Genomic DNA, 20131 nt, shown 5'->3' with positions numbered 1-20131 from the left:
AATGGCGGCTCCCGTCACCCCGTGGAAATACGGACTCGTGTCCGGCCCCTGGCCGCGAGACTGCAACGATTGTGCTGCATGGGATCGCATTACCAGTCCCTCAATGGCCTGATCTGGCCAATGACGTCAAATGCGGACGGCGCCGCACTGGAGCCTGAGTCCGCTGTTTATGCTTATCCCTTCCAACCATCGGCGCGAGCGGGGGCCGAATTGCGCAGAATTTTGATCACCCTCTCCGGCGCCCGGGCCTCGGTTCTCGACCAGTGCCCGACCGAGCGCGGCAAGTTCGAGGGCATCGGCGGCGCCGTGCTCACCACCAGCACGCTGGCGGCCATCTCCATGTGGTTCGCCCTCTCCAGCGCCATCGGCGTCAACCCCCTCGCCGCGGCGCCGCTGGCGCTGCTGTGGGGCCTGGCGATCCTGAGCCTGGACCGGTGGCTGGTCGCCACGATCCCCTCCACCGGCGGCCGGCGCTGGAAGCTGGTGCTGCCCCGGGTGGCGATGGCCGTGCTGCTGGGCTTCGTGATCTCGACCCCGCTGGTGCTGCAGATCTTCCGCGCGGAGATCGACGCGCAGATCGTGGAGATCAAGCAGCGCCGGGCCGACGACTTCGCGCTGGACCAGAAGAGGGGCGCCATCGGCGCCGAGGTCGCGCTCGACCGCAAGTCGGTGGCCGCCCTTCAGCAGGTCATCGCCTCCCAGGGCGACGTCCCGCTCGACCCCGCATCCGATGTCCGGATCCGGGCGCTCACCCGGCAGCGCGACGACCAGCAGAAGCAGATGCAGAGCGACTACCGGCAGTGGCAGTGCCAGCTCTACGGCGGACCGCAGTGCCCCAAGAAGGGCGCCGGGCCGCTCGCCGCGGCCAGCGAGACCGCCTACCGCAACGCCAAGAAGCGCGTGGACGACGTGAACGGCCAGATCGAGGACCGCAAGCGCGAGCTGACCGCGACCGGCGAGGCGGCCAAGCGCACCAGGCTGGAGCAGGCGGGGGCCGACCTGCCCGCGGCCCGGCAGCGGCTCGCGGCCGACGAGCGGCGGCAGGCCGCCCTCCAGCACGCCTTCGACGCGCAGAACGGCAACACCGACGGGCTGCTGATCCGACTGCAGGCACTCGACGAGGTCTCCGGCAAGGACGTCGTCCTGAACGGCGCCCGCATCCTGCTGTTCCTGCTGTTCCTGCTCATCGAGTGCCTTCCGGTAACGGTCAAGCTGCTGCAGAGGACATCGAATTACGACGAGATCCTCGCGCTGGAGGCCAGGAGAGAACTCCGGGAGGCCAAGAAGAAGATCGTTCCGGTGCCCGGAAACCTGTTCGGCACCGAATCGGGGGGGTCCGTTCAGGAAATCTGGGACGAGCGCCAAAGGGAACAGGGGGAATGGCGCGCTGTCCGGCCGCCCGGAGGGAACCCGGAAACGGGCTCCCCTCCCGCCGAAGACGAAAGTGAGGACGCCTCGCAATGGAGTTCCGGGCCGAGCGACCCCGCCGGCACCCGGCCGGAAGCGACCGGCAACGGGATGGTCCCCTCCAGCGAGCACGAGGCGATCCGCAACGCGCTCGACACGCGCGTGACCCGGACGGTCGACCCGTCCGACCGCTCCGACGGCCAGCCCCTCTACACCGACGACGACGATTTCTGAGCCGCCGGCGGCCGGGCGCCGTTCCGCGCTGAACGGCCGCTACCGCGTCCTGTCCCGGCTCGGCGCCGGCGGGATGGGCACCGTGTGGGTGGGCGACGACCTGGTGCTGCGCCGGCGCGTCGCGCTCAAGGCCATCAACCTCGAACCCGGGCGCCCGGGCGAGGCCGGCCCCATCGTCGCGCGCGCGAGGCGCGAGGCCCAGGCGCTGGCGCGCGTCGGCCACCCGGCGGTGGTCGAGATCTACGACCTGTTCGTCGAGGACGGCGTCCCCTGGCTGGTGATGGAGCTCATCGACGGCCGCACCCTCGCCGAGCTCGTCGCCGAGGGCCCCGTCGCCGAGTGGGAGATCGCCCGGATCGGCCGGTGGGCGCTCGACGGGCTGGACGCGGTGCACCGCGCGGGCGTCCTGCACCGCGACGTGAAGCCGGCGAACATCCTCCTCGCCGCCGACGGCCGCGTCCTGCTCGCCGACTTCGGCATCGCGCGGCTGGCCGGGGCCGCGTCCCTCACCGTCACCAACACCGTCCTCGGAACGCTGGAGTTCATGGCCCCCGAGCAGATCGCGGGCCACGAGGCGACGGCCGCCTCCGACCTCTGGTCGCTCGGGGTCACCCTCTTCCTCGCGCTGGAGGGCCACTCGCCGTTCCGGCGGGGCTCGGACGCCCTCAACGTCCCCGCCACCCTCTACGCGATCGTGAACGACCCAGCGCCGGCGTCGAGCCGTCCCGGGCCGCTCGCCGACGCGATCACCCGGCTCCTCGACAAGGACCCGGCCACGCGGTCCGACGCCCCCCGGTTGCGGGCCGCCTTGGAGGAGGTGCTGCGGGACGCCCCGCGGCCCGCGCCTCCCCGCTTAGCGGAGCGCGCGCCGAAGGCCGGGGCGAAGGCGCGGGCGCCGCACGCGGACCAGGCCGGGCCACCCGGGCAGGCGAGGAGGCCGGACGCGGCCCGCGCGGCGCGCCCCGTGGGGGCGGCGCCGCCGGTGCTCGCGAGGCCCCCCGCGAGCGCTGCGGCCCTGGTCGAGAACATGACGGTGGACGAGGCCGCCCGGACGGTGGCGAAGGCCGGGCCCGCGGCCGCCGCTCCCGCGCTGCTGGCGCTGCCCCGCCACCGCGCCGCGCTGATCCTCGCGGCATTGCCGCCGGCGTCCCTCGGCGGGATCCTCGACGCGATGGCGGCCGCCCCGGAGGCGACCGCGCTGATCCTGCCGATGTTCACCGCGGAGCGGGCGGGCGGCGCCCTCGGGCGGATGACCGGGAGCCGCGCGCTGGCCGTGCTCGCCGCGATGCCGCCCGGTGAGGCTGCGCGCATCGCCGCCCAGGCCGACCAGCGGACGGCCGCCTGGATGCTCGGGGCGCTGCCGCCGCCCGAGGCGGCGCGCCTGCTCGCCGCGATGCCGGTGCCGCGCGCCGCCGGGGCCCTCGGATACGTCCCCCCGCCGGCCATCGCGGCGCTGCTGCGGGGGCTTCCCCGCGACCAGGCCGACGCCCTGGTGCGAAGGCTCGCCCCCGCGGTCCGGGTGCGGGTGGAGCGGCTGCGGTGAGCATCCCTCAGTGAGGAGAACGACATGCGGGCGAGCCTGCTGTATCGCATCTGCGTCGAGTTGATCAAAGCGAACGCGATGACCGGCGCGGATCCGAACCCGGCGGCCCCGGCGCGCGTACGAGGGAGTGGGGCCCCCGCGGGGCCCGACCGAGGCGAGCGTGAATGGACAGGGATTCGTGAAGCCTGCGCGGGGTGACCGGAGTGGGTGACCGGGCCGCGAGCGCCGGGCTCCTGTCGCGGTTGCTGGAGGCGCTGGAGGACGACTGCGCGGTGTGCGGGGGGACGGGCAGCACCCCGAACGAGCAGTGGCTCGCCTGGCACCGCCGGGCCGGCGAGCTGATCGCGGTCGCCCAGGCGGCCCGCCGCGCCCACGTGCTGCGTCCCGCCCCGGGCGCCCCGCCCGTCGCCGCGCCCGAGGGCGCCGAGCCCACCATCGTGACCGCCGTGGAACGCGCCATCGACGATCACATGAAGGCCCGCCCGGACGAGCCGGAGGAGGAACGCTGCGCCGCCTGCCGCGGTCTCGGCAGGGAGCTCACCCCGGCCGGGCGGCAGTTCGCCGAGGTGCTCGCGCGGCACGGCTTCGTCCGCCGGGAGTGAGGCCCGGCTAGGGAGCGAGGAGGATCTCCAGCATGCGCTCCCGCGGGTCGGGCCCGGTCCCGGGCACGAGGTAGCCGCCGGCCCAGACCCGCAGCATCAGCTGCGCCCGCAGGCGCGCCTCCTCCTCGTCGAACCCGAGGTGCTCCAGGCACGCGGCGATGTGCCCGAGCAGCGCCCGGTCGGCGTGCCGCACCGCCTCCTCCGCCGCGGGCTCGTGCTGGGCCCACAGCCGCATCGCCCGGTCGATCGGCGCGACCTCGCGGCCGAGCGCCTGGATGCGGCGCAGCCGCTCGCGCGGGTCGGCCGTACTGCCGAGCGCGAGCCCGAGCATCTCGTCGGTCCGCTCGTGCGCCCACCGGTCCAGCAGCGCCCGCATCAGCTCCGGGCGGTCCCGGAAGTGCCAGTAGAAGCTGCCCTTGGTGACGCCGAGCCGGGCCGCCAGCGTGGTGATCGCCACGCCGCGCTCGCCGGCGCGGGCCAGCTCCCCGTAGGCGGCCTCGATCCAGTCGCGCCGCGCCACCCTGGGCCGCGCCGTCCTCGTTCGGGCCGTCATCCCACCCCCGTCTCCGCCGGCGGACGCCCTCACACCAGGGTCACCGGGCCGGGGTCCAGACCCAGCTCGATCCTGCCGTAGAGGGCGTACGCCGCGTCCGGTTCGAACACCACGTGCCCGGAGATCGTATTCACGTCCCGCTGCGCCCGCTGGAAGGGGGAGTCGGTGAACTGCGCGCTCGCCCCGGCCGCCGAGCACAGGTCGTTGACGACCCGCCGCGCGGTCCCGGCGACGTGCGCCGCCACCAGTCGCGCCCCGGCCCGCCGCCGCAAATCGCAACCCCCCTCCGCCACGGCGCGGACGACGCCGCCCAGGGCGTCCTCCAGAAGCAGCCGGGCCGCGGCCAGGTCCGCCGTCGCCGACGCGAGCCGGATCTGCGCGCCGGTCGTCTCGCGCTGCCGCTCCCCGGAGTAGGCCATCACCCGGCCCCGCGTCCGCTCGGCGAACCGCGCCAGCACGCCTTCGGCCACGCCGAGCACGGGCGCGGCGCCGGTCAGCGCGAACACGGGCACGAGCGGCGTCCGGTAGAGCGCCGCGGAGTGGACGAGGGACCCGGGCGAGCGCCCCTCCGCCAGGTCGAGGAGCGGCACCGACCGGTGCGCCGGGACGAAGACGTCGGCCACCTCGATGTCGTTGCTGCCGGTGCCCCGCATCCCGCTGGTCTGCCAGACGTCGTGGACGCTCACCTCCTCGCGCGGCAGCAGGAACAGCCTCGGCTCGATCGCGTCGCCCGCGGTGACCAGCGCCATGACCATGACGTGCCCGGCGTGCATCACCCCGCTGCCCCACGACCAGCGCCCGGTGACCCGGTGCCCGCCGTCCGCGGGAGCCGCCGTCCCGGTCGGCGCGAGGACGCACGGGATCAGCGCGTACGGCCGGTCCGCCCAGACCTCGGCCTGCGCCCGCTCGGGGAAGAGCCCGACCATCCAGTTGTGCAGCGTGTAGATGACCGAAAGCCACCCGGTCGAGGCGCACCCGGCGCCCGCCTCCCGGCACGCCGCCGCCATCTCCTCGAACCCGCGCTCGGCCCCGCCGAACCGCTTCGGCACCAGCATCGCGAAGAGCCCGGCCGAGGCGAGGTCGGCGATGGTCTCCTCGGGCAGCCGCCGCGCCTCCTCGGCGATCCGCGCGCGTTCGGCGAACGCCGGCGCGAGGTCCCGCACACGGCGGACGATTCCGTCTCCATACTCCATGGTACGGAACCATACTCACAGGTATGTTCCGTTGGCGACCCCTCTCCCGTTTAGTCCGGGACCCAGCGGTAGGTAGACGCCGACGAAGGGAGGGGACGATGCGAGAAGGCCGCACGGACGAGACGCCGGCGAATCTGCGACTGCCGGGGATCGTCCTCGGTGTCGGGCTCGGCGGGTTCGTCGACGGCATACTGCTGCACCAGGTGCTGCAGTGGCACCACATGCTGACCAGCACCGACACCGACAACATCGGGGTGAAGTACTACTCGCCCCACACCGTGTCGGGACTGGAGATGAACACGGTGTGGGACGGCATCTTCCACGTCGTGTGCTGGCTGTCGGTCCTGACCGGCCTCGCCCTCCTGTACTCGCGGGTCACGCGGGACCGCCGGCGGGTGTGGACCTCAGCGGCGCTGTGGGGCTGGATCCTGGTGGGCTGGGGTCTGTTCAACCTGGTCGAAGGGATCGTCGACCACCAGATACTGGGCATCCATCACGTTCACGGCGGCCCTCACCAGATCTGGTGGGACATCGGGTTCCTGCTTCTGGGCGCCGTGCTGGTCGCCGCCGGCTACCTCGTCCAGCGCAGCGCCAGACCGCTGTCCCCGTCCGGAGCGCGCACTCCGAACTTCGGACCGGCCGGATGACGCCCGCCATGCCGCTGCTCCAGGCGGCCGGTCACCCGATGCACGAACACGACGGCGGCGCGTCCTCGCTGCAGACCGTTCTGCCTCTGGTGGCGGTGGCGCTCGTCGCGGCCGGCTACCTGGCGCTGTGGCGGCGGGGCCGCCGCCGCAATCCGGAGCGGGGACCGGGGCGGACGCGCGCCGCGGCCTTCCTCGCCGGCTGCGCGCTGCTCGCGCTCGCGCTGTCGGCCCCGGTGGACGCCTTCGCCGGCCGCGACTTCCGCGGGCACATGCTCCAGCACCTGATCATCGGCATGTACGCGCCGGTGGCGCTGGTGCTGGGCGCCCCGATCACGGTCCTGCTCCGCGCCGCTCCCGCCGCCCGCGCCAGGCGGATGACCGGCGTCCTGCGCAGCCTTCCCCTGCGGATCGTGGCCCACCCGGTGACCGCGCTGGTGCTGAGCGCGGGCACTCTGCCCCTGGTGTACTTCACCCCGCTGTACAACGCCGCGATGGAGCACCCGGGGCTGCACATGGCGCTGCACGTCCACTTCCTGCTGTCGGGCTGCCTGTTCGCCTGGGTCATCGCAGGCCCGGACCCCGCCCCGTCCCGTCCCGGCGTCCTGGCACGGCTGGTGGTCCTGGGCGCCGCGGTCGCCGTCCACGCGACCGTCTCCCAGCTCATCTACGGCGGCTTCCTCATCGACGTCCACGCGCCCATCGCCCAGGTACGCGGCGGCGCCGAACTCATGTACTACGGCGGCGACGTCGCCGAACTCCTGCTCGCGTTCGCCCTCGTGGCCACCTGGCGCCCCACCCGCCGTCCGGCCGAGCGCCCCGCCCCGGCCTAGCCCCCGGACGCCGGCACCGCCAGATCAAACCCCGAGACCCCGGTCAGGGATCATCGGGGGGTGAGGGCCGGGGTGAATCTGACGGGGAGGGCGGCCAGGCGGCGGACCCAGAACGACGGGAGCCACAGGAGTTCGTCCGGTTTCACGGCGAGCTCGATGTCGGGCAGGCGGTCGAGCAGGACCTCCACCGCGGTCTTGGCGACGACCTCGGCGAGTTCCGGGGCGGGGTAGGGGCATCCGTGGTCGCCGTGGCCGAACGACAGGTGGGCGCGGTTCCCCGCGCCGGCGCCCTGCGCGGGCGGCGCGACCTGCGGGTCGGCGTTCGCCGCGGCCCAGCCGAGGATCAGCATGTCGCCCGGACGGATCTTGCGGCCGGCCAGCTCGCAGGAGCGCACGGCGAAGCGGCCGATGTTGTTCTGGGACGGCGTGTCCTCCCACAGCACCTGGTTGAGCGCCTGGGTGACGCTGCCGCGGCCGCCCTGGAGCGTCACGGCGAACTGGTCGTCCACCAGCATCAGCCGCAGCGTGTTGCCGATCCAGTGGCCGGTCGGCAGGGTCCCGGCGCTGAGCATGGGGATCAGGTCGCTGATCAGCTCGTCGACGGTGTAGCCGGCGGGGTGCTGCAGCAGGCGGGAGGTGACGTCCGCGCCGGGGTGCGCCCTGCGGGTCTCGGCCAGCCGGCGCATGGTCTCCTGGAGCCGCTGGTAGGCGGCGACGGCGTTCTCGTCGGAGCCCGCCACGTCCTGGATGTCGCGGATCATGTCCGGCACCTCGGCGTCGGGGACGCCGAAGATCCCGACCATCACCATCGGGGGGAGCCGGTCGGCGAACTGGCGGCCGAGGTCGGCCTCGCCGTCCCCCGCGAACTCGTCGATCAGGTGGTCGGCGACGCGCTCGCAGATGCCCGCCAGCTCGGTGCGGTCGACGGCGTCCAGCGCGTCGCTGATCGCCGCGCTGCGCCGGTGGTGCTCCTCGCCCTCGGCGAGCATCACCGAGGGGTTCCAGCCGACGAACGGCAGCAGCGACCAGTTCTCGGGGACCATGTCCCAGGCGTTCCAGCGCCGGGTGTCGCGGGCGAACAGCGCGGGGTTGCCGGTGACGTGGTTGACCTCCCGGTACCCGATCACGTACCAGGCGGGGATGTCGCCTTCGAGCAGGACGGGCACGACGGGGCCGTGCTCGCGCCGCATCCGTTCGAAGAAGTCCTTCGGCCGCTGGTCGAAGTCCTCCCCGTACAGGCGGACGGCGTTCTCGTCGGCGGGGGGCCGGAGGGTCTCGTCGGTCACTGCGCGGCCTCCTGGAGCGCGGCGGGGTCGTGGAGGGTGGTGAGGTGCCGGACGAGCGTGATCAGCACGCTCTTGGAGGAGTCGCGCTGCCGGGCGTCGCAGTCGACCAGGGGGACGCCCCCGGAAAGCGACAGCGCGTCGCGGACCCGGTCCAGCGACGGCCGCGGCTCGGGGCCCTCGAACCGGTTGACCGCCACCACGAACGGCATCTTGTGGTGCTCCAGCCGGTCGAGCGGGTAGAAGGACTCCTCCAGGCGGCGCGTGTCCACCAGCACCACCGCGCCCAGGCTGCCGGAGAACAGCTGGTCCCAGATGAACCAGAACCGCTGCTGGCCCGGAGCGCCGAACAGGTAGAGCACGCGGTGGGCGTCCAGGGAGATCCGGCCGAAGTCGAAGGCGACCGTGGTGGTCCGCTTGTCGGCGACGCGGCTCGGGTCGTCGATGCCGACGCCGGCCTTCGTCATGACCTCCTCGGTGCTCAGCGGGCGGATCTCGGAGATCGAGCCGACCATGGTGGTCTTCCCGACGCCGAACCCGCCCACGATCACGATCTTCAGCGCGTCCCGGACGCTGCGCCGCAGCGGCACGTCGTCCGCGGGCGCGGGGTCCGGTGCGCGGTCAGAGGGCTTTGAGTCCAACGAGCACCTCCTTCAGGGTGTCCAGGTCGGCCAGGTGGGTCGTCGCGGTGGCCGACGTCGGATGGCGGACGGTGATGTGGCCGGTGTCGCGCAGGTCGAGCAGAAGGATCTTCACGACGCTCACCGGCAGCCGCAGATGGGAGGACAGCTCCACCACCGCCACCGGCTCGTTCCGGCACGACCGCAGGATCGCGACGTGCTCGGACTGCATGCCCGGCGCCGGGTCGTTCTCCGCGACGACCAGCGTGACGAGGTCGAGGTCCGCGTCGCCGGCCCTGCTGCGGCCACCGGTCACGGTGTAGAGCCGGTCCGGATCGTCCAGGTCCAGGGGGCGCGGGTTCATCTCGACGCGGACGTGCGCGGAGCCGCGGTCAGGTAGCCGCCGATCTGCTCCACCAGCTCGTTCATGCTGTGCCCGACGAGGCCGACGTCGGCGTCGTCGCGGGCCACCACGGCCAGGTGCGCCCCCTCGCCGGCCGGGATGATCAGCAGCAGCCCGCCGGGGAACTCCACCATCGACTGGCCGGCGCCGACGCCCCGGCCGAACTCGTGGGAGGCCGTCATGGACAGGCTCTGGATGCCCGAGGCGATGGCCGCGAGCTGGTCGGCCCGGTCGTCGTCCAGCCCGGGGGTGTGGCAGATCTTCAGACCGTCCCTGGACAGCACCAGGACGTGCTGGACGCCGGGGGCCCGTTCCGCGAGGGACGTCAGAAGCCAGTCGAGTCGACGCTCATCGGTGCTCATCGAGATCACGGGGCGCCGTCCGCCGCAGACGCGGGCCCCTGCCTCCTATCTGTCGATCCTGCGGTCCGGACGAGGCCGCCGGGACCGGTCGGCCCGTGCCCGTCCGCGGGACGGGCGCCGGGCCATGAGCCCTACTGATCGGGGTCTTGGGTGGACGGGTCCTCCCGGTCGGCGCCGGTCTCCGCGCCGCCGGTCGTTCGGTGGCTCCCCGAGGTGGACGCGCGGAACGCGGCGAACCGCGTCCCCGGGTCGCGGGGGAGGGGAGGCGGTGCGGCCTGCGGCTCCACCGTCTCGGTGAGCGTGGCGCCGCGACGGCGCTTGGGCAGGTGCACCGCCGGGTCGGAGGGGTCCGAGGGCGCCGCCGCGGCCATGGCCGGGGCGGGCTCGCGGACGGGTTCCCGGGCGGGGGCGCCGGTGCCCCTGGGCACGCTGCGGATGGACTCCGCCAGGGTCCCCGTGCCGGCCCCGCCGGAGGTGTGGGTGACGAGCTGGCGCGGGATCAGCACGACCACGCCGACGCCGCCGCGCGAGGACGGCCGGAAGCTGACCCGCAGGCCGTGCTTGCCCGCCAGCCGCCCGACCACCGCCAGGCCCAGCCGGGTGCCGGGCAGCGACGTCAGGTCGGCGGCCTCGGAGACCAGCCGCTCGGCGCGCTCCCGCTCGCGCTGGCGCATCCCGAGCCCGCTGTCCTCGACCGTGATGACGATCCCGGCGTCCTCCTCCTCGGCGTAGACGTGCACGGCCGAGCCGTGCGGGGAGAAGTTGGCGGCGTTGTCCATCAGCTCGGCCAGCGCGTGCATGACGCCCTCGGCGGCGAATCCGGCGATGGCGGCGGTGCTGGTCGAGTGGTACTGGACGCGCTGGTAGGAGGCGATCCGCCCCATGGCGCCGCGGATGACGCTCTCCATCATGATGGGCTTGGTCCAGCGCCGCCCCGAGCGCCCGCCGCTGAGCAGCGCGATGCTGTCGGCCAGGCGCCCCATCTGGGAGACGTGGTGGTCGAGGTCGAGCAGGTCGCCGAAGACCTCGTCCTCGCTGTAGCGGTCCTCCAGCTCCCGGAGCTGGGCGAGCATGCGGGTCGTCTGCGCCTGGATCCGCGCCGCCGCGGCCGCGGAGGCCGCCATGGCCGCCGCCCGGGTGCGCTCCCCGGCGGCCACGTCGTCGGCGAGCGCGCGAAGGAGCCGGTCGAGCGCCGCGTGCTCGGGTGCCGGGAACTCGGCCAGCACGGACGCGGCCGAGGCGCGGTCGCCGCGGATCCGCTCGATCAGGACGGGCAGCGTCGAGTCGGCGAGCCGGTCGACCTCCTCCTCCAGGGCGGCCAGCTCGGTCTCGGCGCGGGACGCGTGCCGCTCGCCCGCGGCGACGCCCTCCGCCACCATGCGCACCAGGCGGCCCAGCAGGTGGTTCGGGACTGCCTGCAGCTCGGCCAGGGTCTCGTCCGGCGCGGCTCCGGCGTGCAGCCGTTCGATCAGCGCCGGGAGCGGTCCGTCGACCAGCTCCTGGAGCCTGCGCTCCAGGAGGTCGCTCTCGCCCTCGACCCGGGCCAGCCGCTCGCGGGCGGCCCGCGCGCACTCGGCGTGGTAGGCCGCGGCCCCGGCGGCGAGGCTCACCAGGAGCGCCGCCGCGCCGCCGCCCAGGGCGACGATGGCCCGCGACCCGTCGTCCACGGCCAGGAGCGCCCCCAGCCAGGCGCCGCCGGCGACGATCGCCGCGATCAGCCAGACCCAGAAGGCGCGTTCCAGCGCGGCGCGCTCGGTGCGTGCTCGATCCGCTCCTGTTGCCATCCCTCGTGTCCCTGTGAGCGTCGGTGACTGGCGCGCAGGACTATTTCACCTGTTGCACGGCGGTCATATCGGTATAAGGCGTGACAAGGATGCACCAAAACGCTCGGGCGCACAGGTGATCACAAGAAATGGTGGATCTTTCCAGCCGCGGGGCTGGTGAGCGGGATGAGCGCGGGTCCCCGCAGGCATCCCGGTCCGGCGGCCCCGTCGGCGGCCGGCCGCCGGACCGGGACGGGGGGCGTCAGGGCCGGACGGGGCCGAGGGCGACCGGCAGGCTGAGCGGGCCGACCGTGAAGAACGAGGGCGAGTAGGGGATGTCGTCCGGGTCGACGGCGAGGGCGAGGTCCGGCAGCCGCCGGTACAGCGCGGCGAGCGCCAGCCGGCCCTCCAGGCGGGCCAGTGACGCGCCGATGCAGTACCGGGGGCCGTGGCCGAAGCCGATGCGCCCGTTCCGCTCCCGGGTGATGTCGAAGCGGTCCGCGTCCTCGCCGTGCTCGGCCGGGTCGAGGCCGCTCGCCTGGTAGGCCACGCCGACGGCCCGGCCCTCGGGGATGCGCACCCCGGCGACGGTCACCTCCTCCGCGGTGAAGCGCCAGCTCGTCATCATCACCGAGTGGCGGTAGCGCAGGGTCTCCTCGACCACGTCGGCCCACCGGTCCTCGGCCTTGGCCAGTTCGAGCTGGCCGGGGTTCTGGGACAGCGCCACCACGGCGTGCCCGAGCAGGTGGACGGTGGTCTCGTGGCCGGCGACGAGCATCAGCCACAGCACGCCGACCAGTTCGTCGGTGGTGAGCCGGTCGCCCTCGTCGCGGGCCTCGACCAGACCGGAGGTGAGGTCGTCGCCGGGTGCCCTCTGCTTGCTCTCCGCCAGTTCGTGCAGGTAGGCCTGCAGCGCGTTCTGCGTCGCGAACGCCGCCTCGGGCGGAGTGGTGTGCGCGAGCAGCGTCGCGGTCCACTCGCGCATCAGGGGGCGGTCCTCGGCGGGGACGCCGAACAGCTCGCAGATCACCCACATCGGCAGCGCCTCGGTGAAGGCGGGGACCAGGTCGACGACCTCTCCGGCGGACACGACGTCGTCAAGCAGGCCCTCCACGATGCTGCGGACGCGCGGCTCCAGCGCCTGCACCCGCGCGGGCGTGAACGCCTTGCCGATCAGGCCGCGCAGCCGGCGGTGGTCGGCGCCGTCCTTGGTGGACAGGTGGCCGCCCTCGACGATGGCGCGCAGCGGCCAGTCCTCGGCGATCGACCCGTCGTGCAGGGCGGGCCAGTGCCGCGGGTCGCGCAGGAAGGTCCGGTTGTCGCCGGCGAGGATCTCCCGGACGGCGTCGTGGGTCAGCGCCAGGTAGGCGGGGACTCCGCCGGGGAACTCCACCTCGACCACGGGGGCGATCTCCCGCAGCCGCCGGCAGGTGTCGAGCGGGTTCTCGTTCGCGGCGGGGAAGGGGGGCAGGGGGCTCGTCGTCATTCTGTCCCATTCGGAGATGAGGTAAGTGACAGATGGTCCATCCTTTCCTCTGTGATCACCTCGCGGCAAGATATTCACGAATTAGGCCATATGTCGTTTCGTGTGGTATTTGCTGTAAACAAAGACCCGGAAGGCCCGGCACCACCGCGTCCTCGCCGACGCCGTCGCCAGGCTCTGCGCCGCCCTCTCGCCGGGACGGCACGTGTGCGAGGTGGCCATGCTGTTCCCGACCGCGCTGTTCCCGACCGCGACCGCGCAGGTGTGCCACGGTCGCCAAGGGACGGCAGGACGTCGCGGACGAGGCGGCCGGCCCGCCGCGGGTCAGCTCTTGTGGGGGATCTGCTGGACGGTGCCTCCGTCGATGACGAACTCGGATCCGGTGGCGAAGGACGACTCGTCGCTGGCGAGGAAGACGACGAAGGAGGCGACGTCCTCGGGCAGGCCGGGACGTCCGAGGGGTATCGGGACCATGTCGTCGGGGATGCCTTCGGTGAGCGGCGTCCGGATGAGGCCGGGGTGCAGCGAGTTGACCCGGACGCCGTGCGGGGCGAGCTCCACGGCGACCGACTTGGTCAGGCCCCGCAGCCCCCACTTCGAGGCCACGTAGCCGTGCGCCCAGGAGGTGCCGCGAAGGCCCTCGATGGAGGAGTTGTTGATGATCGAACCGCCCCCGGCGGCGATCAGCGCGTCGGTGGCCGCGCGGATGCCGAGGAACGGGCCGGTGAGGTTGACGTCCAGGATCTGCCGCCACTTCTCCGGCTTGAAACGGTTGATGGACGCGCCGTTGGCGATCCCCGCGTTGTTGAACAGCACGTTCAGCGCGCCGAACTCGGCGACGGTGGTCTGGACGGCGGCCGCCCAGTCGTCCTCGCTGGTCACGTCGAGGTGCACGTAGCGTCCGGAGTCGCCGAGCTCGTCCGCCACGGCCTTGCCCTCGTCGTCGAGGATGTCGCCGATGACGATCCTGGCGCCCTCGGCGGCCAGGGCCCGGGCACTGGCCGCGCCGATGCCGCGGGCCCCGCCGCTGATCAGAGCGATCTTCCCGTCCACACGTCCCATGGTCGCCGTCCCTTCTGTCGGGGTGCCCTAGTCGGTCAGCGCCGCCGCGAAGACGCCGCGGGCGGTGGTGAAAGGCAGGTCGAGCGGAGTCCGCAGTCCCGGCGGCGCCGCGATGACGTCGGGGATCGCGTTGACGACGCGCCCGGCGCCCGCGGCGATGGCGGCGTAGTTGTGGTCCCCCTTGGCGCTGGTCGGGCAGACGTCGACGCGGTAGGACGGCTCACCGACGATCTCGACCCGGTAGGAGCCGCCGTCCTGCGCCGGCTGCGGCCAGTCCGGGCGCAGGTCGCCGCGCAGCCGGGTCGTGTGGTCGATGACGAGGACCTCCCTGCCGCCGACGACGCCGCTGATCTGGAACCGGACGGCCGCCATCCCGCCCGCGGGGATGTGCCCGGCGGCCACGTCGAACGCCTCCGGCGCCGGCTCCTGCTCGAACCACTCGGTGATCTCGTCGAGCTCGAAACCGAACCCCCGGGCCAGCATCCGGAGGCTGACGCCCCACGACGCGGCCAGCATCCCCGGTCGCAGGATCTTCGGCAGGTCCCCCACGGGACGTCCGAAGCCCATGAAGTCGAACATGACCGGGCCGCCGTCGTAGCTCGCGTAGTCGGCGATCTCCGAGCAGCGCACCTGCTCCACCCGCTGGCAGGTGCTCGCGATCGCGAAGGGCAGCAGGTCGTTCACCCAGCCGGGGTCCACTCCGGTGACGAAGATGCTCGTGCCGCCCGCCCGGCAGGCGTCCTCGACGGGACGGATCATGCGGTCCGGCAGCAGGCCCCAGGGGTAGATCAGCGGCACCGGCGAGGAGGCGACGACGTTGCTGCCCGCGGCGAGGATCCTCCCGATGTCGGCGAGGGCGTCGAGCAGCCGGGTCTCGCCGATCGCGCAGTAGACGGTGCACTCCGGCCGCGCGGCGAGGGCCGCCTCCAGATCGGCGGTGGCCGCGACCCCCGTGACCACGTCGAGCCCGGCGAGCTCGCCGGCGTCGCGCCCGACCTTCCCGGGACTCGACACGACCAGCCCGGCCAGTTCGAAGCGGGGATCCTCGATCAGCTGTGCCAGGGCGATGCGGCCGACGTTGCCGGTGGCCACGTGCAGGACGCGGATGGCCATGATGCTCCTCGACGGGTGAGAACGGTGCCGGTCGTTCACGGGGACCGGGGCGGCCGGGCGGCGGGACCGTTTCGGCGGACGCCCGGCGCACCGCCCGAGCCGGGCGCGTCGACCGATCGGGCGCTGGGGGAGTGCGAGCCGGGGGCCCGATCGGCGTGCACCTGCGGTCCTCCCAGGGTGCGGCGAACGGCTCGACCTTCTCCGCCGGCATAGGTGGTAGAACGCGTTATCGAGCGGTGTGCTGGTGACCGTTCTCGGTGCTCACCGCGTCGCACCGGTCAGTTGGCTGGACACATGTCCAGCATAAGGCGCCCCTCGGCGTCACCGCAATGGCGGCTGCCGGTCGGCCGACTACCCGGACACCTGTCCGGACACTCTTCCAGTTTGGCTGGAACGCGTTCTACTATGACGCCATCCGCATCCTTGCCCGCCCGTGAGACCAAGGAGAGCCGCAGATGGCCCACCCGCCGGTGACACCTCCGGGCCGGTACGCCGGCCTGACCCGCGGGGAGCTCGCGGTCGCCGTACCCGAGCTGCTCCTGATCGGGCAGCTCATCGACCGCTCCGGGATGGCGTGGTGCATCTCCGCGTTCGGAAGGGAGGAGATGGCGCGGATCGCGATCGAGGAGTGGGCGGCATCGAGCCCGATCTACACCAGGCGGATGCAGCGGGCGCTCGGCTACGCCCCGGGCGAGCCCGGGAAGGGCGACGTCCCGACCATCTTCAAGGGCCTCCAGCTCGACATCGGCGCCCCACCGCAGTTCATGGACTTCCGCTACACCGTCCACGACCGGTGGCACGGCGAGTTCCACCTCGACCACTGCGGCGCCCTGATGGACGTGGAGCCGATGGGCGACGACTACGTCCGGTCCATGTGCCACGACATCGAGGACCCCACCTTCGACGCCACCGCGGTCGCGACCAACCCCAAGGCCCAGGTGCGGCCGATCCACCGGCCGCCGCGCAGGCCCGCCGACCGGCACCCCCACTGCGCGTGGACCGTGATCATCGATGAGTCGCACCCGGACGCGGAGGGCATCCCCCTCCTCGCCGACAACGAGCGTTCCCGCGCGGCGACCCTCGAACTCGCACCGATCGACTCGTCCGACGACGGGCTCGCCGACTACTCCGGGCCCCTGCTCCGCGACCTCGACTTCGCCGCCTTCTCCCGTTCCGCGCTGTCCCGGATCGCCGACGAGGTCTGCCTCCAGATGCACCTGCTCAACCGGGCCTTCACGCTCTCGGTGGCCCGCCGGGCCGCCGGCGCCGAAGAACTGCTCCGCATCCGCCGCAAGCAACTCGTCGGCATCGCCGGTGTCGCCGCCGAGCGGCTCGTCCGCGCCCTGGACCTGCCGCGCGACCCGGAGGGAGCGGCCCGCCTCCTCGCGGTGCACCCCCTCCTCAACCCCGCCGCCTACGTCGACGCCGACATCAGCGGCGCGAACGTCGTCGTCCGTCCGTCCCCCGCGCATGAGGACAGCGCCTGGATCTCCCTCTGCGGCCCCGGATGGACGACCGCGCTCCAGGCCGCCGTCCGCGCCGCGGACGTCCACCTCGACGTCGAGGTGGACGGTCCCGGCGACGACGAATGGCAACTGACCGTCGTCCGCCGCGACCACCCGACCCCGGAGCCCGACGAGGTGGCCGTCGTCCGCTTCAGCACCGGCACCGCCTTCACCTTCCAGCCGCGCCGCCCCCTGCCCATCACCCCCGTCTGACGCCGCCGGCGCGCAGGCCGGGGGCCAGCCAGCGGTTCAGTACCGCGCGGAGCCGGGCTTCGTCCTTCGGCGGCTCGCTCGGGTGCTGCAGCAGTGAGGTCAGCAGGCGCATGACGATCTCGGCTAGGCCGTCGAGGTCCTCCTCGCCGACACCGGCGGCCGCCCAGTCGACGGGGAAGCGCTGGAGCATCTTCGCGCCGTAGGCGATGGCATCCGCGGTGGTGGCCCCGCGGCCGAAGGCGGCGGAGTCCTCGAGCTGCAGCAGCAGGCTCAGCTGCGGCTCGCTCGGGATGGTCCGCACACAGAAGATCATGCCCTCGACCACGGCATCGGCGGGGTCGCCGATGCCCTGGAGGTGGGCGATCAGCCGGTCGACGAACGACTCGGCGCCCTGGGCCGCGACCTCGCCGATGATGTCGCTGATGCGGCCGAAGTGGCGGTAGACGGTCTGGCGGGTGACGCCGAGCTCGCCCGCGACGTCGGACAGGGTCGTCTTCGCGACGCCGTGCCTGTCGATGCAGCGGATGGTCGCGTCGACGATGCGCTGCCGGGCCTCGGCCTCCGATGCGGGAGGCCGGCCTCCCCAGCCGTGGTGCCCCATGGGCTCAGGATCGCACAGGCTCCGCCGTCCCCCGTGACATGATCGCGCGGAGCGCGGCCACGATGGTTCCGGTGGCCGCGACGGAGCACAGCGCGGCGTACCACAGGCTGCCGGTCGGCGTGCCCTGCTCGGTGACGCCGCCGGTCGAGGCGAAGTACGCCGGCAGCGCGATGAGCCAGAAGACGGCGTGGACGCCGAGGTACAGCGCCGGATAGATCCGCGCGAACCACGGCGACACCACCGGGACGGCCCTGCCGGGGCGTCCGGCGCGCCAGGCGTCGGCGAGCAGGACGAGGCCGGCGATCCAGACCGCGGCGAGCTCGGCGGTGAGGATGGCCCGCTGGACCCCGAGGCGGCCTTCGAAGGCGCCGCTGGGGGCGCTGACGACGATCATCGCCAGGGGCGTCACGGCGCCGGCGACGAGGGTGCGCAGACCGATCTGCCCGCCGGTGAGCGCTCCCCGGCCGTCCCTGTCACCGACCAGGCGGACGACGAGGTAGGTCATCGCGCCGAAGGAGACCGAGGCGAAGAGGAGCATGCTGTTCATCGGCACCGAGGCGAGCGCCGGCTGGTTGATCTTCTCGTTGGCGGTGTTCCACGCCCACCACCTCAGCTGGGGGCCGAGCTGATCGAAGATCTCGTAGAAGACCTGGCAGGCGAACGCGACCGCCACCGAGCCGGCCAGCGGCCCGCGCCGTGCGAAGACCCCCAGCGCCCGGACGAGCTCGTAGGCGAGCTGCGAGATCGCGGGATAGAAGGCCACGATGTAGAGCGGCAGCCGGTCGTACATGAACTGCACGGTGAACACGTTGTGGGAGAAGATGAACCCGACGTGGTCCTGCAGCCCGAACCAGCCGGGGAAGTACAGCGGCGGTTCGATCACGGCCAGGTAGGCGACCGAGGCGAACCACAGCGAGAGGTTGACCGGGTCGCCGTCGCGCCGCCACCGCCGCCAGGCGTGGACCAGGGCGAACACCGCGCCGCCGATGACGAGCAGTTCGAGGACCGCCATGGTGCCGTCGGCGAGGTCGAACGGGTTGCGGAAGCTCACCACGGGAGGGGCGTCGTGGCAGGAGAAACCGAGTTTCCCGGCGACGCGTTCGGCCGCCGAGCCGCAGGTGTGATCCATGAACCGCTCCCTGGCGTCAGGTGCCGACGAGGTCGTCACCGCGGGCCGGTGAGGCGCCGCGGGGGCCGGTGTATCCGGTGAAGTCGATGCCGGGCGGGTCCCGCCGGTCGTCGAACCCGTGGGGGACGATGGTGCGGCCGAGCCGTTGCCGGAGCTTGTAGCGCGCGACGCCGAACCAGAACCGCGGATCGGCGGCCATCTGCCCGAGTGACCTGTCGAGGTTGAACACCTGGGCGAACGTCCGTTCGACGTAGGCGTCCTCGCGGCTCGCGGCGGTGATGGCGTTGAAGACCGGCCAGCTCATGCGCGCGGTGAGCCTGCGGCGCCAGGCGGCCGCGACTTCGGTCCCGGTCGCGAAGTCGTAGGCCTGGTCGCGGGCCATCGCCAGCATCCAGGGCACCTGCAGGGACTTCTTCTGCATGCGGAGGAACTCGCGCATGAACGCGAGGTCGATGGCCTCGCGCCTGCGCAGCACTTCGTCGAGGATGAGCGCGGAACGGGCGGCGGAGCTCATCCCCTGGGCGTAGAAGGGGTTGAAGGCGCAGATCGAGTCACCGACGCACACCAGCCCGACCGGGGGCGCCTCGAGCAGGTCGAAGCGGCGCCACTTGTTACCGGTCGAGCGGGTCAGGTGCACCGCGGAGGTCGGGGTGCAGGCGCGGGCCGCCTGCGCGAACACCGGTGTCCGCACGCGGTCCAGCGCGTTCTCGAACGCCTCGGCCTTGCGCGGCATCTCGATACCCCACGACCCCATGCAAACGATGGCGCGGTCTCCTTCGATGGGGAAGAAGTTGCTGAGGAACTCGTGCTCGGCAGGATGGTCGCCGTCGTCCTGCGTCGGGGTGATGACCAGGTGCTTCCACCACCAGGTCTCCGGGCGCCGCCCGGCCGGGGGCAGGTCGTACCAGCGCGAGGTGTAGGTGACCTTGGCGTCGAGCGTCTTCTCCGGCGGCGCGGCCCACCCGGCGGCGCCGAGCCAGTCGATGACCGAAGATCCGCGCCCCAGAGCGTCGACGACCAGACCGGCGGCCAGGTGACCCTCGCCGTCGTACTCGACCCCCTCGACGCGGCCGCTCGCCGTGCGAAGCCCGGTGACGGTCACGCCCTCGCGGATCTCGATCGCCGGCAGCTCGCGAACCTTGTCGCGCAGGACCCGCTCGATCAGGACCCGGGAGCTGTACACCATCGTCATCGATCCGGACTTGCGCGGGGCCCAGCCGTCGTTCTCGCAGTAGGCCGCGTCCATCGACGGCATCAGGTGCATCCCGCCCGCGGCGATCAGCGCCTCCTCGAACCCGGGGAAGATCTCGCCGATGGCACGCCGGCCGGAGTTGAGAAGGAAGTGCGGGTGCTTGCTCTGCGGCACACCCCGCCGATGCTCGGCACCCGGCGGAAGCCGGTCCCGCTCCAGCACGACCACCTTCTCGAAGTGCCGGGCGAGCACTCCCGCGGCGCACAACCCCGCCACGCTCCCGCCGAGCACCACAGCCGTCCGTTCCGGCATCTCCCCACCCCATCCATTCATACATTTAACGAGTGAATGTATGATGAGTTTCCGGCGCGGTCAACAGCCCGCTGCCCGGGG

19 protein-coding genes are annotated in these 20131 nt (G+C 72.9%); 6 read left to right on the top strand and 13 right to left on the bottom strand.

What is annotated here, in order from left to right; genetic code table 11:
• Positions 1 to 210: 210 nt before the first annotated feature.
• The 3 genes from CHC11_RS00570 (at position 211) to CHC11_RS00560 (ending at position 3786) form a co-directional block, all read left to right on the top strand.
• Positions 211 to 1641 (top strand): DUF4407 domain-containing protein, encoded by a 1431-nt coding sequence (locus CHC11_RS00570; RefSeq protein WP_179278618.1) that lies wholly within the window; start codon positions 211 to 213, stop codon positions 1639 to 1641.
• Entirely contained in the window at positions 1634 to 3184 is a 1551-nt protein-coding gene (locus CHC11_RS00565) for a protein kinase domain-containing protein (RefSeq protein WP_342749950.1), read from the top strand. The genes CHC11_RS00570 and CHC11_RS00565 overlap by 8 nt, the downstream gene beginning before the upstream one ends.
• A 194-nt stretch (positions 3185 to 3378) precedes the next feature.
• Complete coding sequence (locus CHC11_RS00560) at positions 3379 to 3786, top strand: hypothetical protein (protein WP_143226868.1); 408 nt, start codon at positions 3379 to 3381, stop codon at positions 3784 to 3786.
• A gap of 7 nt (positions 3787 to 3793) precedes the next feature.
• On the opposite strand, the gene CHC11_RS43235 is transcribed toward CHC11_RS00560, so the two are convergent.
• Both CHC11_RS43235 and CHC11_RS00550 read right to left on the bottom strand, forming a co-directional pair.
• Entirely contained in the window at positions 3794 to 4339 is a 546-nt protein-coding gene (locus tag CHC11_RS43235) for a TetR/AcrR family transcriptional regulator (RefSeq protein WP_089309560.1), read from the bottom strand.
• 29 nt (positions 4340 to 4368) lie between these two features.
• Positions 4369 to 5532, bottom strand: a complete 1164-nt coding sequence (locus CHC11_RS00550; protein WP_089309559.1) for an acyl-CoA dehydrogenase family protein — start codon at positions 5530 to 5532, stop codon at positions 4369 to 4371.
• Positions 5533 to 5630: 98 nt separating this feature from the next.
• Here CHC11_RS00550 and CHC11_RS00545 point away from each other — a divergent pair, with 98 nt between their 5' ends.
• Both CHC11_RS00545 and CHC11_RS00540 read left to right on the top strand, forming a co-directional pair.
• Positions 5631 to 6179 (top strand): DUF2243 domain-containing protein, encoded by a 549-nt coding sequence (locus tag CHC11_RS00545; protein WP_089309558.1) that lies wholly within the window; start codon positions 5631 to 5633, stop codon positions 6177 to 6179.
• Positions 6176 to 7009, top strand: coding sequence for a cytochrome c oxidase assembly protein (locus CHC11_RS00540; RefSeq protein WP_245918637.1), 834 nt, complete (start codon positions 6176 to 6178; stop codon positions 7007 to 7009). Before CHC11_RS00545 ends, CHC11_RS00540 begins: the two co-directional genes overlap by 4 nt.
• Before the next feature lie 50 nt (positions 7010 to 7059).
• Here the strand turns inward: CHC11_RS00540 and CHC11_RS00535 are convergent, their stop codons facing one another.
• From CHC11_RS00535 to CHC11_RS00500, 8 genes are all read right to left on the bottom strand, one after another.
• On the bottom strand, positions 7060 to 8295 hold the full coding sequence (locus tag CHC11_RS00535) for a cytochrome P450 (protein ID WP_089309557.1): 1236 nt from the start codon (positions 8293 to 8295) through the stop codon (positions 7060 to 7062).
• Positions 8292 to 8933, bottom strand: coding sequence for a GTP-binding protein (locus CHC11_RS00530; RefSeq protein WP_425427261.1), 642 nt, complete (start codon positions 8931 to 8933; stop codon positions 8292 to 8294). The genes CHC11_RS00535 and CHC11_RS00530 overlap by 4 nt, the downstream gene beginning before the upstream one ends.
• On the bottom strand, positions 8914 to 9276 hold the full coding sequence (locus tag CHC11_RS00525; protein WP_089309555.1) for a DUF742 domain-containing protein: 363 nt from the start codon (positions 9274 to 9276) through the stop codon (positions 8914 to 8916). Before CHC11_RS00525 ends, CHC11_RS00530 begins: the two co-directional genes overlap by 20 nt.
• Positions 9273 to 9677 carry a roadblock/LC7 domain-containing protein gene (locus CHC11_RS00520; RefSeq protein WP_089310240.1) on the bottom strand — a complete coding sequence of 135 codons (405 nt, stop codon included), beginning with the start codon at positions 9675 to 9677 and terminating at the stop codon, positions 9273 to 9275. The genes CHC11_RS00525 and CHC11_RS00520 overlap by 4 nt, the downstream gene beginning before the upstream one ends.
• 131 nt (positions 9678 to 9808) lie before the next feature.
• Positions 9809 to 11461 (bottom strand): sensor histidine kinase, encoded by a 1653-nt coding sequence (locus CHC11_RS00515; RefSeq protein ID WP_245918636.1) that lies wholly within the window; start codon positions 11459 to 11461, stop codon positions 9809 to 9811.
• A 241-nt stretch (positions 11462 to 11702) separates the two neighbouring features.
• On the bottom strand, positions 11703 to 12926 hold the full coding sequence (locus CHC11_RS00510; RefSeq protein ID WP_089309554.1) for a cytochrome P450 family protein: 1224 nt from the start codon (positions 12924 to 12926) through the stop codon (positions 11703 to 11705).
• 321 nt (positions 12927 to 13247) lie between these two features.
• Positions 13248 to 13985: a glucose 1-dehydrogenase gene (locus tag CHC11_RS00505; protein WP_089309553.1), complete on the bottom strand. Its 738-nt coding sequence runs from the start codon at positions 13983 to 13985 to the stop codon at positions 13248 to 13250.
• Between the two features lie 27 nt (positions 13986 to 14012).
• A complete protein-coding gene (locus CHC11_RS00500; RefSeq protein WP_089309552.1) occupies positions 14013 to 15098 on the bottom strand; it encodes an NAD(P)H-dependent amine dehydrogenase family protein in 1086 nt (361 codons plus the stop codon).
• A 455-nt stretch (positions 15099 to 15553) separates the two neighbouring features.
• On the opposite strand from CHC11_RS00500, the gene CHC11_RS00495 reads away from it, so the two are divergent.
• Entirely contained in the window at positions 15554 to 16816 is a 1263-nt protein-coding gene (locus CHC11_RS00495) for a hypothetical protein (RefSeq protein ID WP_089309551.1), read from the top strand.
• On the opposite strand, the gene CHC11_RS00490 is transcribed toward CHC11_RS00495, so the two are convergent.
• Genes CHC11_RS00490 through CHC11_RS00480 form a run of 3 tightly spaced genes read right to left on the bottom strand, consistent with a single transcriptional unit; the run spans position 16803 to position 20050 of the window.
• Positions 16803 to 17417: a TetR/AcrR family transcriptional regulator gene (locus CHC11_RS00490; RefSeq protein ID WP_089309550.1), complete on the bottom strand. Its 615-nt coding sequence runs from the start codon at positions 17415 to 17417 to the stop codon at positions 16803 to 16805. The genes CHC11_RS00495 and CHC11_RS00490 overlap by 14 nt on opposite strands.
• A gap of 4 nt (positions 17418 to 17421) precedes the next feature.
• The gene (locus tag CHC11_RS00485; RefSeq protein WP_089309549.1) at positions 17422 to 18546 is read right to left on the bottom strand and encodes a hypothetical protein; all 1125 of its coding nucleotides are present in this window, start codon (positions 18544 to 18546) and stop codon (positions 17422 to 17424) included.
• A gap of 16 nt (positions 18547 to 18562) precedes the next feature.
• On the bottom strand, positions 18563 to 20050 hold the full coding sequence (locus tag CHC11_RS00480; RefSeq protein ID WP_089309548.1) for an FAD-dependent oxidoreductase: 1488 nt from the start codon (positions 20048 to 20050) through the stop codon (positions 18563 to 18565).
• Positions 20051 to 20131: the final 81 nt, after the last annotated feature.

Origin of the sequence: Actinomadura mexicana (assembly GCF_900188105.1) — a bacterium.
Taxonomy (GTDB): Bacteria; Actinomycetota; Actinomycetes; order Streptosporangiales; family Streptosporangiaceae; genus Spirillospora; species Spirillospora mexicana.
Note: the sequence above shows the minus strand (reverse complement) of the source record. Positions and strands in the feature narration are given on the sequence as shown.

Coding starts and splice junctions, on each gene's coding strand:
- CHC11_RS43235 (WP_089309560.1), bottom strand. CDS start 4,339: ATGACGGCCCGAACGAGGACGGCGCGGCCCAGGGTGGCGCGGCGCGAC.
- CHC11_RS00550 (WP_089309559.1), bottom strand. CDS start 5,532: ATGGAGTATGGAGACGGAATCGTCCGCCGTGTGCGGGACCTCGCGCCG.
- CHC11_RS00545 (WP_089309558.1), top strand. CDS start 5,631: ATGCGAGAAGGCCGCACGGACGAGACGCCGGCGAATCTGCGACTGCCG.
- CHC11_RS00540 (WP_245918637.1), top strand. CDS start 6,176: ATGACGCCCGCCATGCCGCTGCTCCAGGCGGCCGGTCACCCGATGCAC.
- CHC11_RS00525 (WP_089309555.1), bottom strand. CDS start 9,276: ATGAACCCGCGCCCCCTGGACCTGGACGATCCGGACCGGCTCTACACC.
- CHC11_RS00520 (WP_089310240.1), bottom strand. CDS start 9,677: ATGAGCACCGATGAGCGTCGACTCGACTGGCTTCTGACGTCCCTCGCG.
- CHC11_RS00515 (WP_245918636.1), bottom strand. CDS start 11,461: ATGGCAACAGGAGCGGATCGAGCACGCACCGAGCGCGCCGCGCTGGAA.
- CHC11_RS00510 (WP_089309554.1), bottom strand. CDS start 12,926: ATGACGACGAGCCCCCTGCCCCCCTTCCCCGCCGCGAACGAGAACCCG.
- CHC11_RS00505 (WP_089309553.1), bottom strand. CDS start 13,985: ATGGGACGTGTGGACGGGAAGATCGCTCTGATCAGCGGCGGGGCCCGC.
- CHC11_RS00500 (WP_089309552.1), bottom strand. CDS start 15,098: ATGGCCATCCGCGTCCTGCACGTGGCCACCGGCAACGTCGGCCGCATC.
- CHC11_RS00495 (WP_089309551.1), top strand. CDS start 15,554: ATGGCCCACCCGCCGGTGACACCTCCGGGCCGGTACGCCGGCCTGACC.
- CHC11_RS00490 (WP_089309550.1), bottom strand. CDS start 17,417: ATGGGGCACCACGGCTGGGGAGGCCGGCCTCCCGCATCGGAGGCCGAG.
- CHC11_RS00485 (WP_089309549.1), bottom strand. CDS start 18,546: ATGGATCACACCTGCGGCTCGGCGGCCGAACGCGTCGCCGGGAAACTC.
- CHC11_RS00480 (WP_089309548.1), bottom strand. CDS start 20,050: ATGCCGGAACGGACGGCTGTGGTGCTCGGCGGGAGCGTGGCGGGGTTG.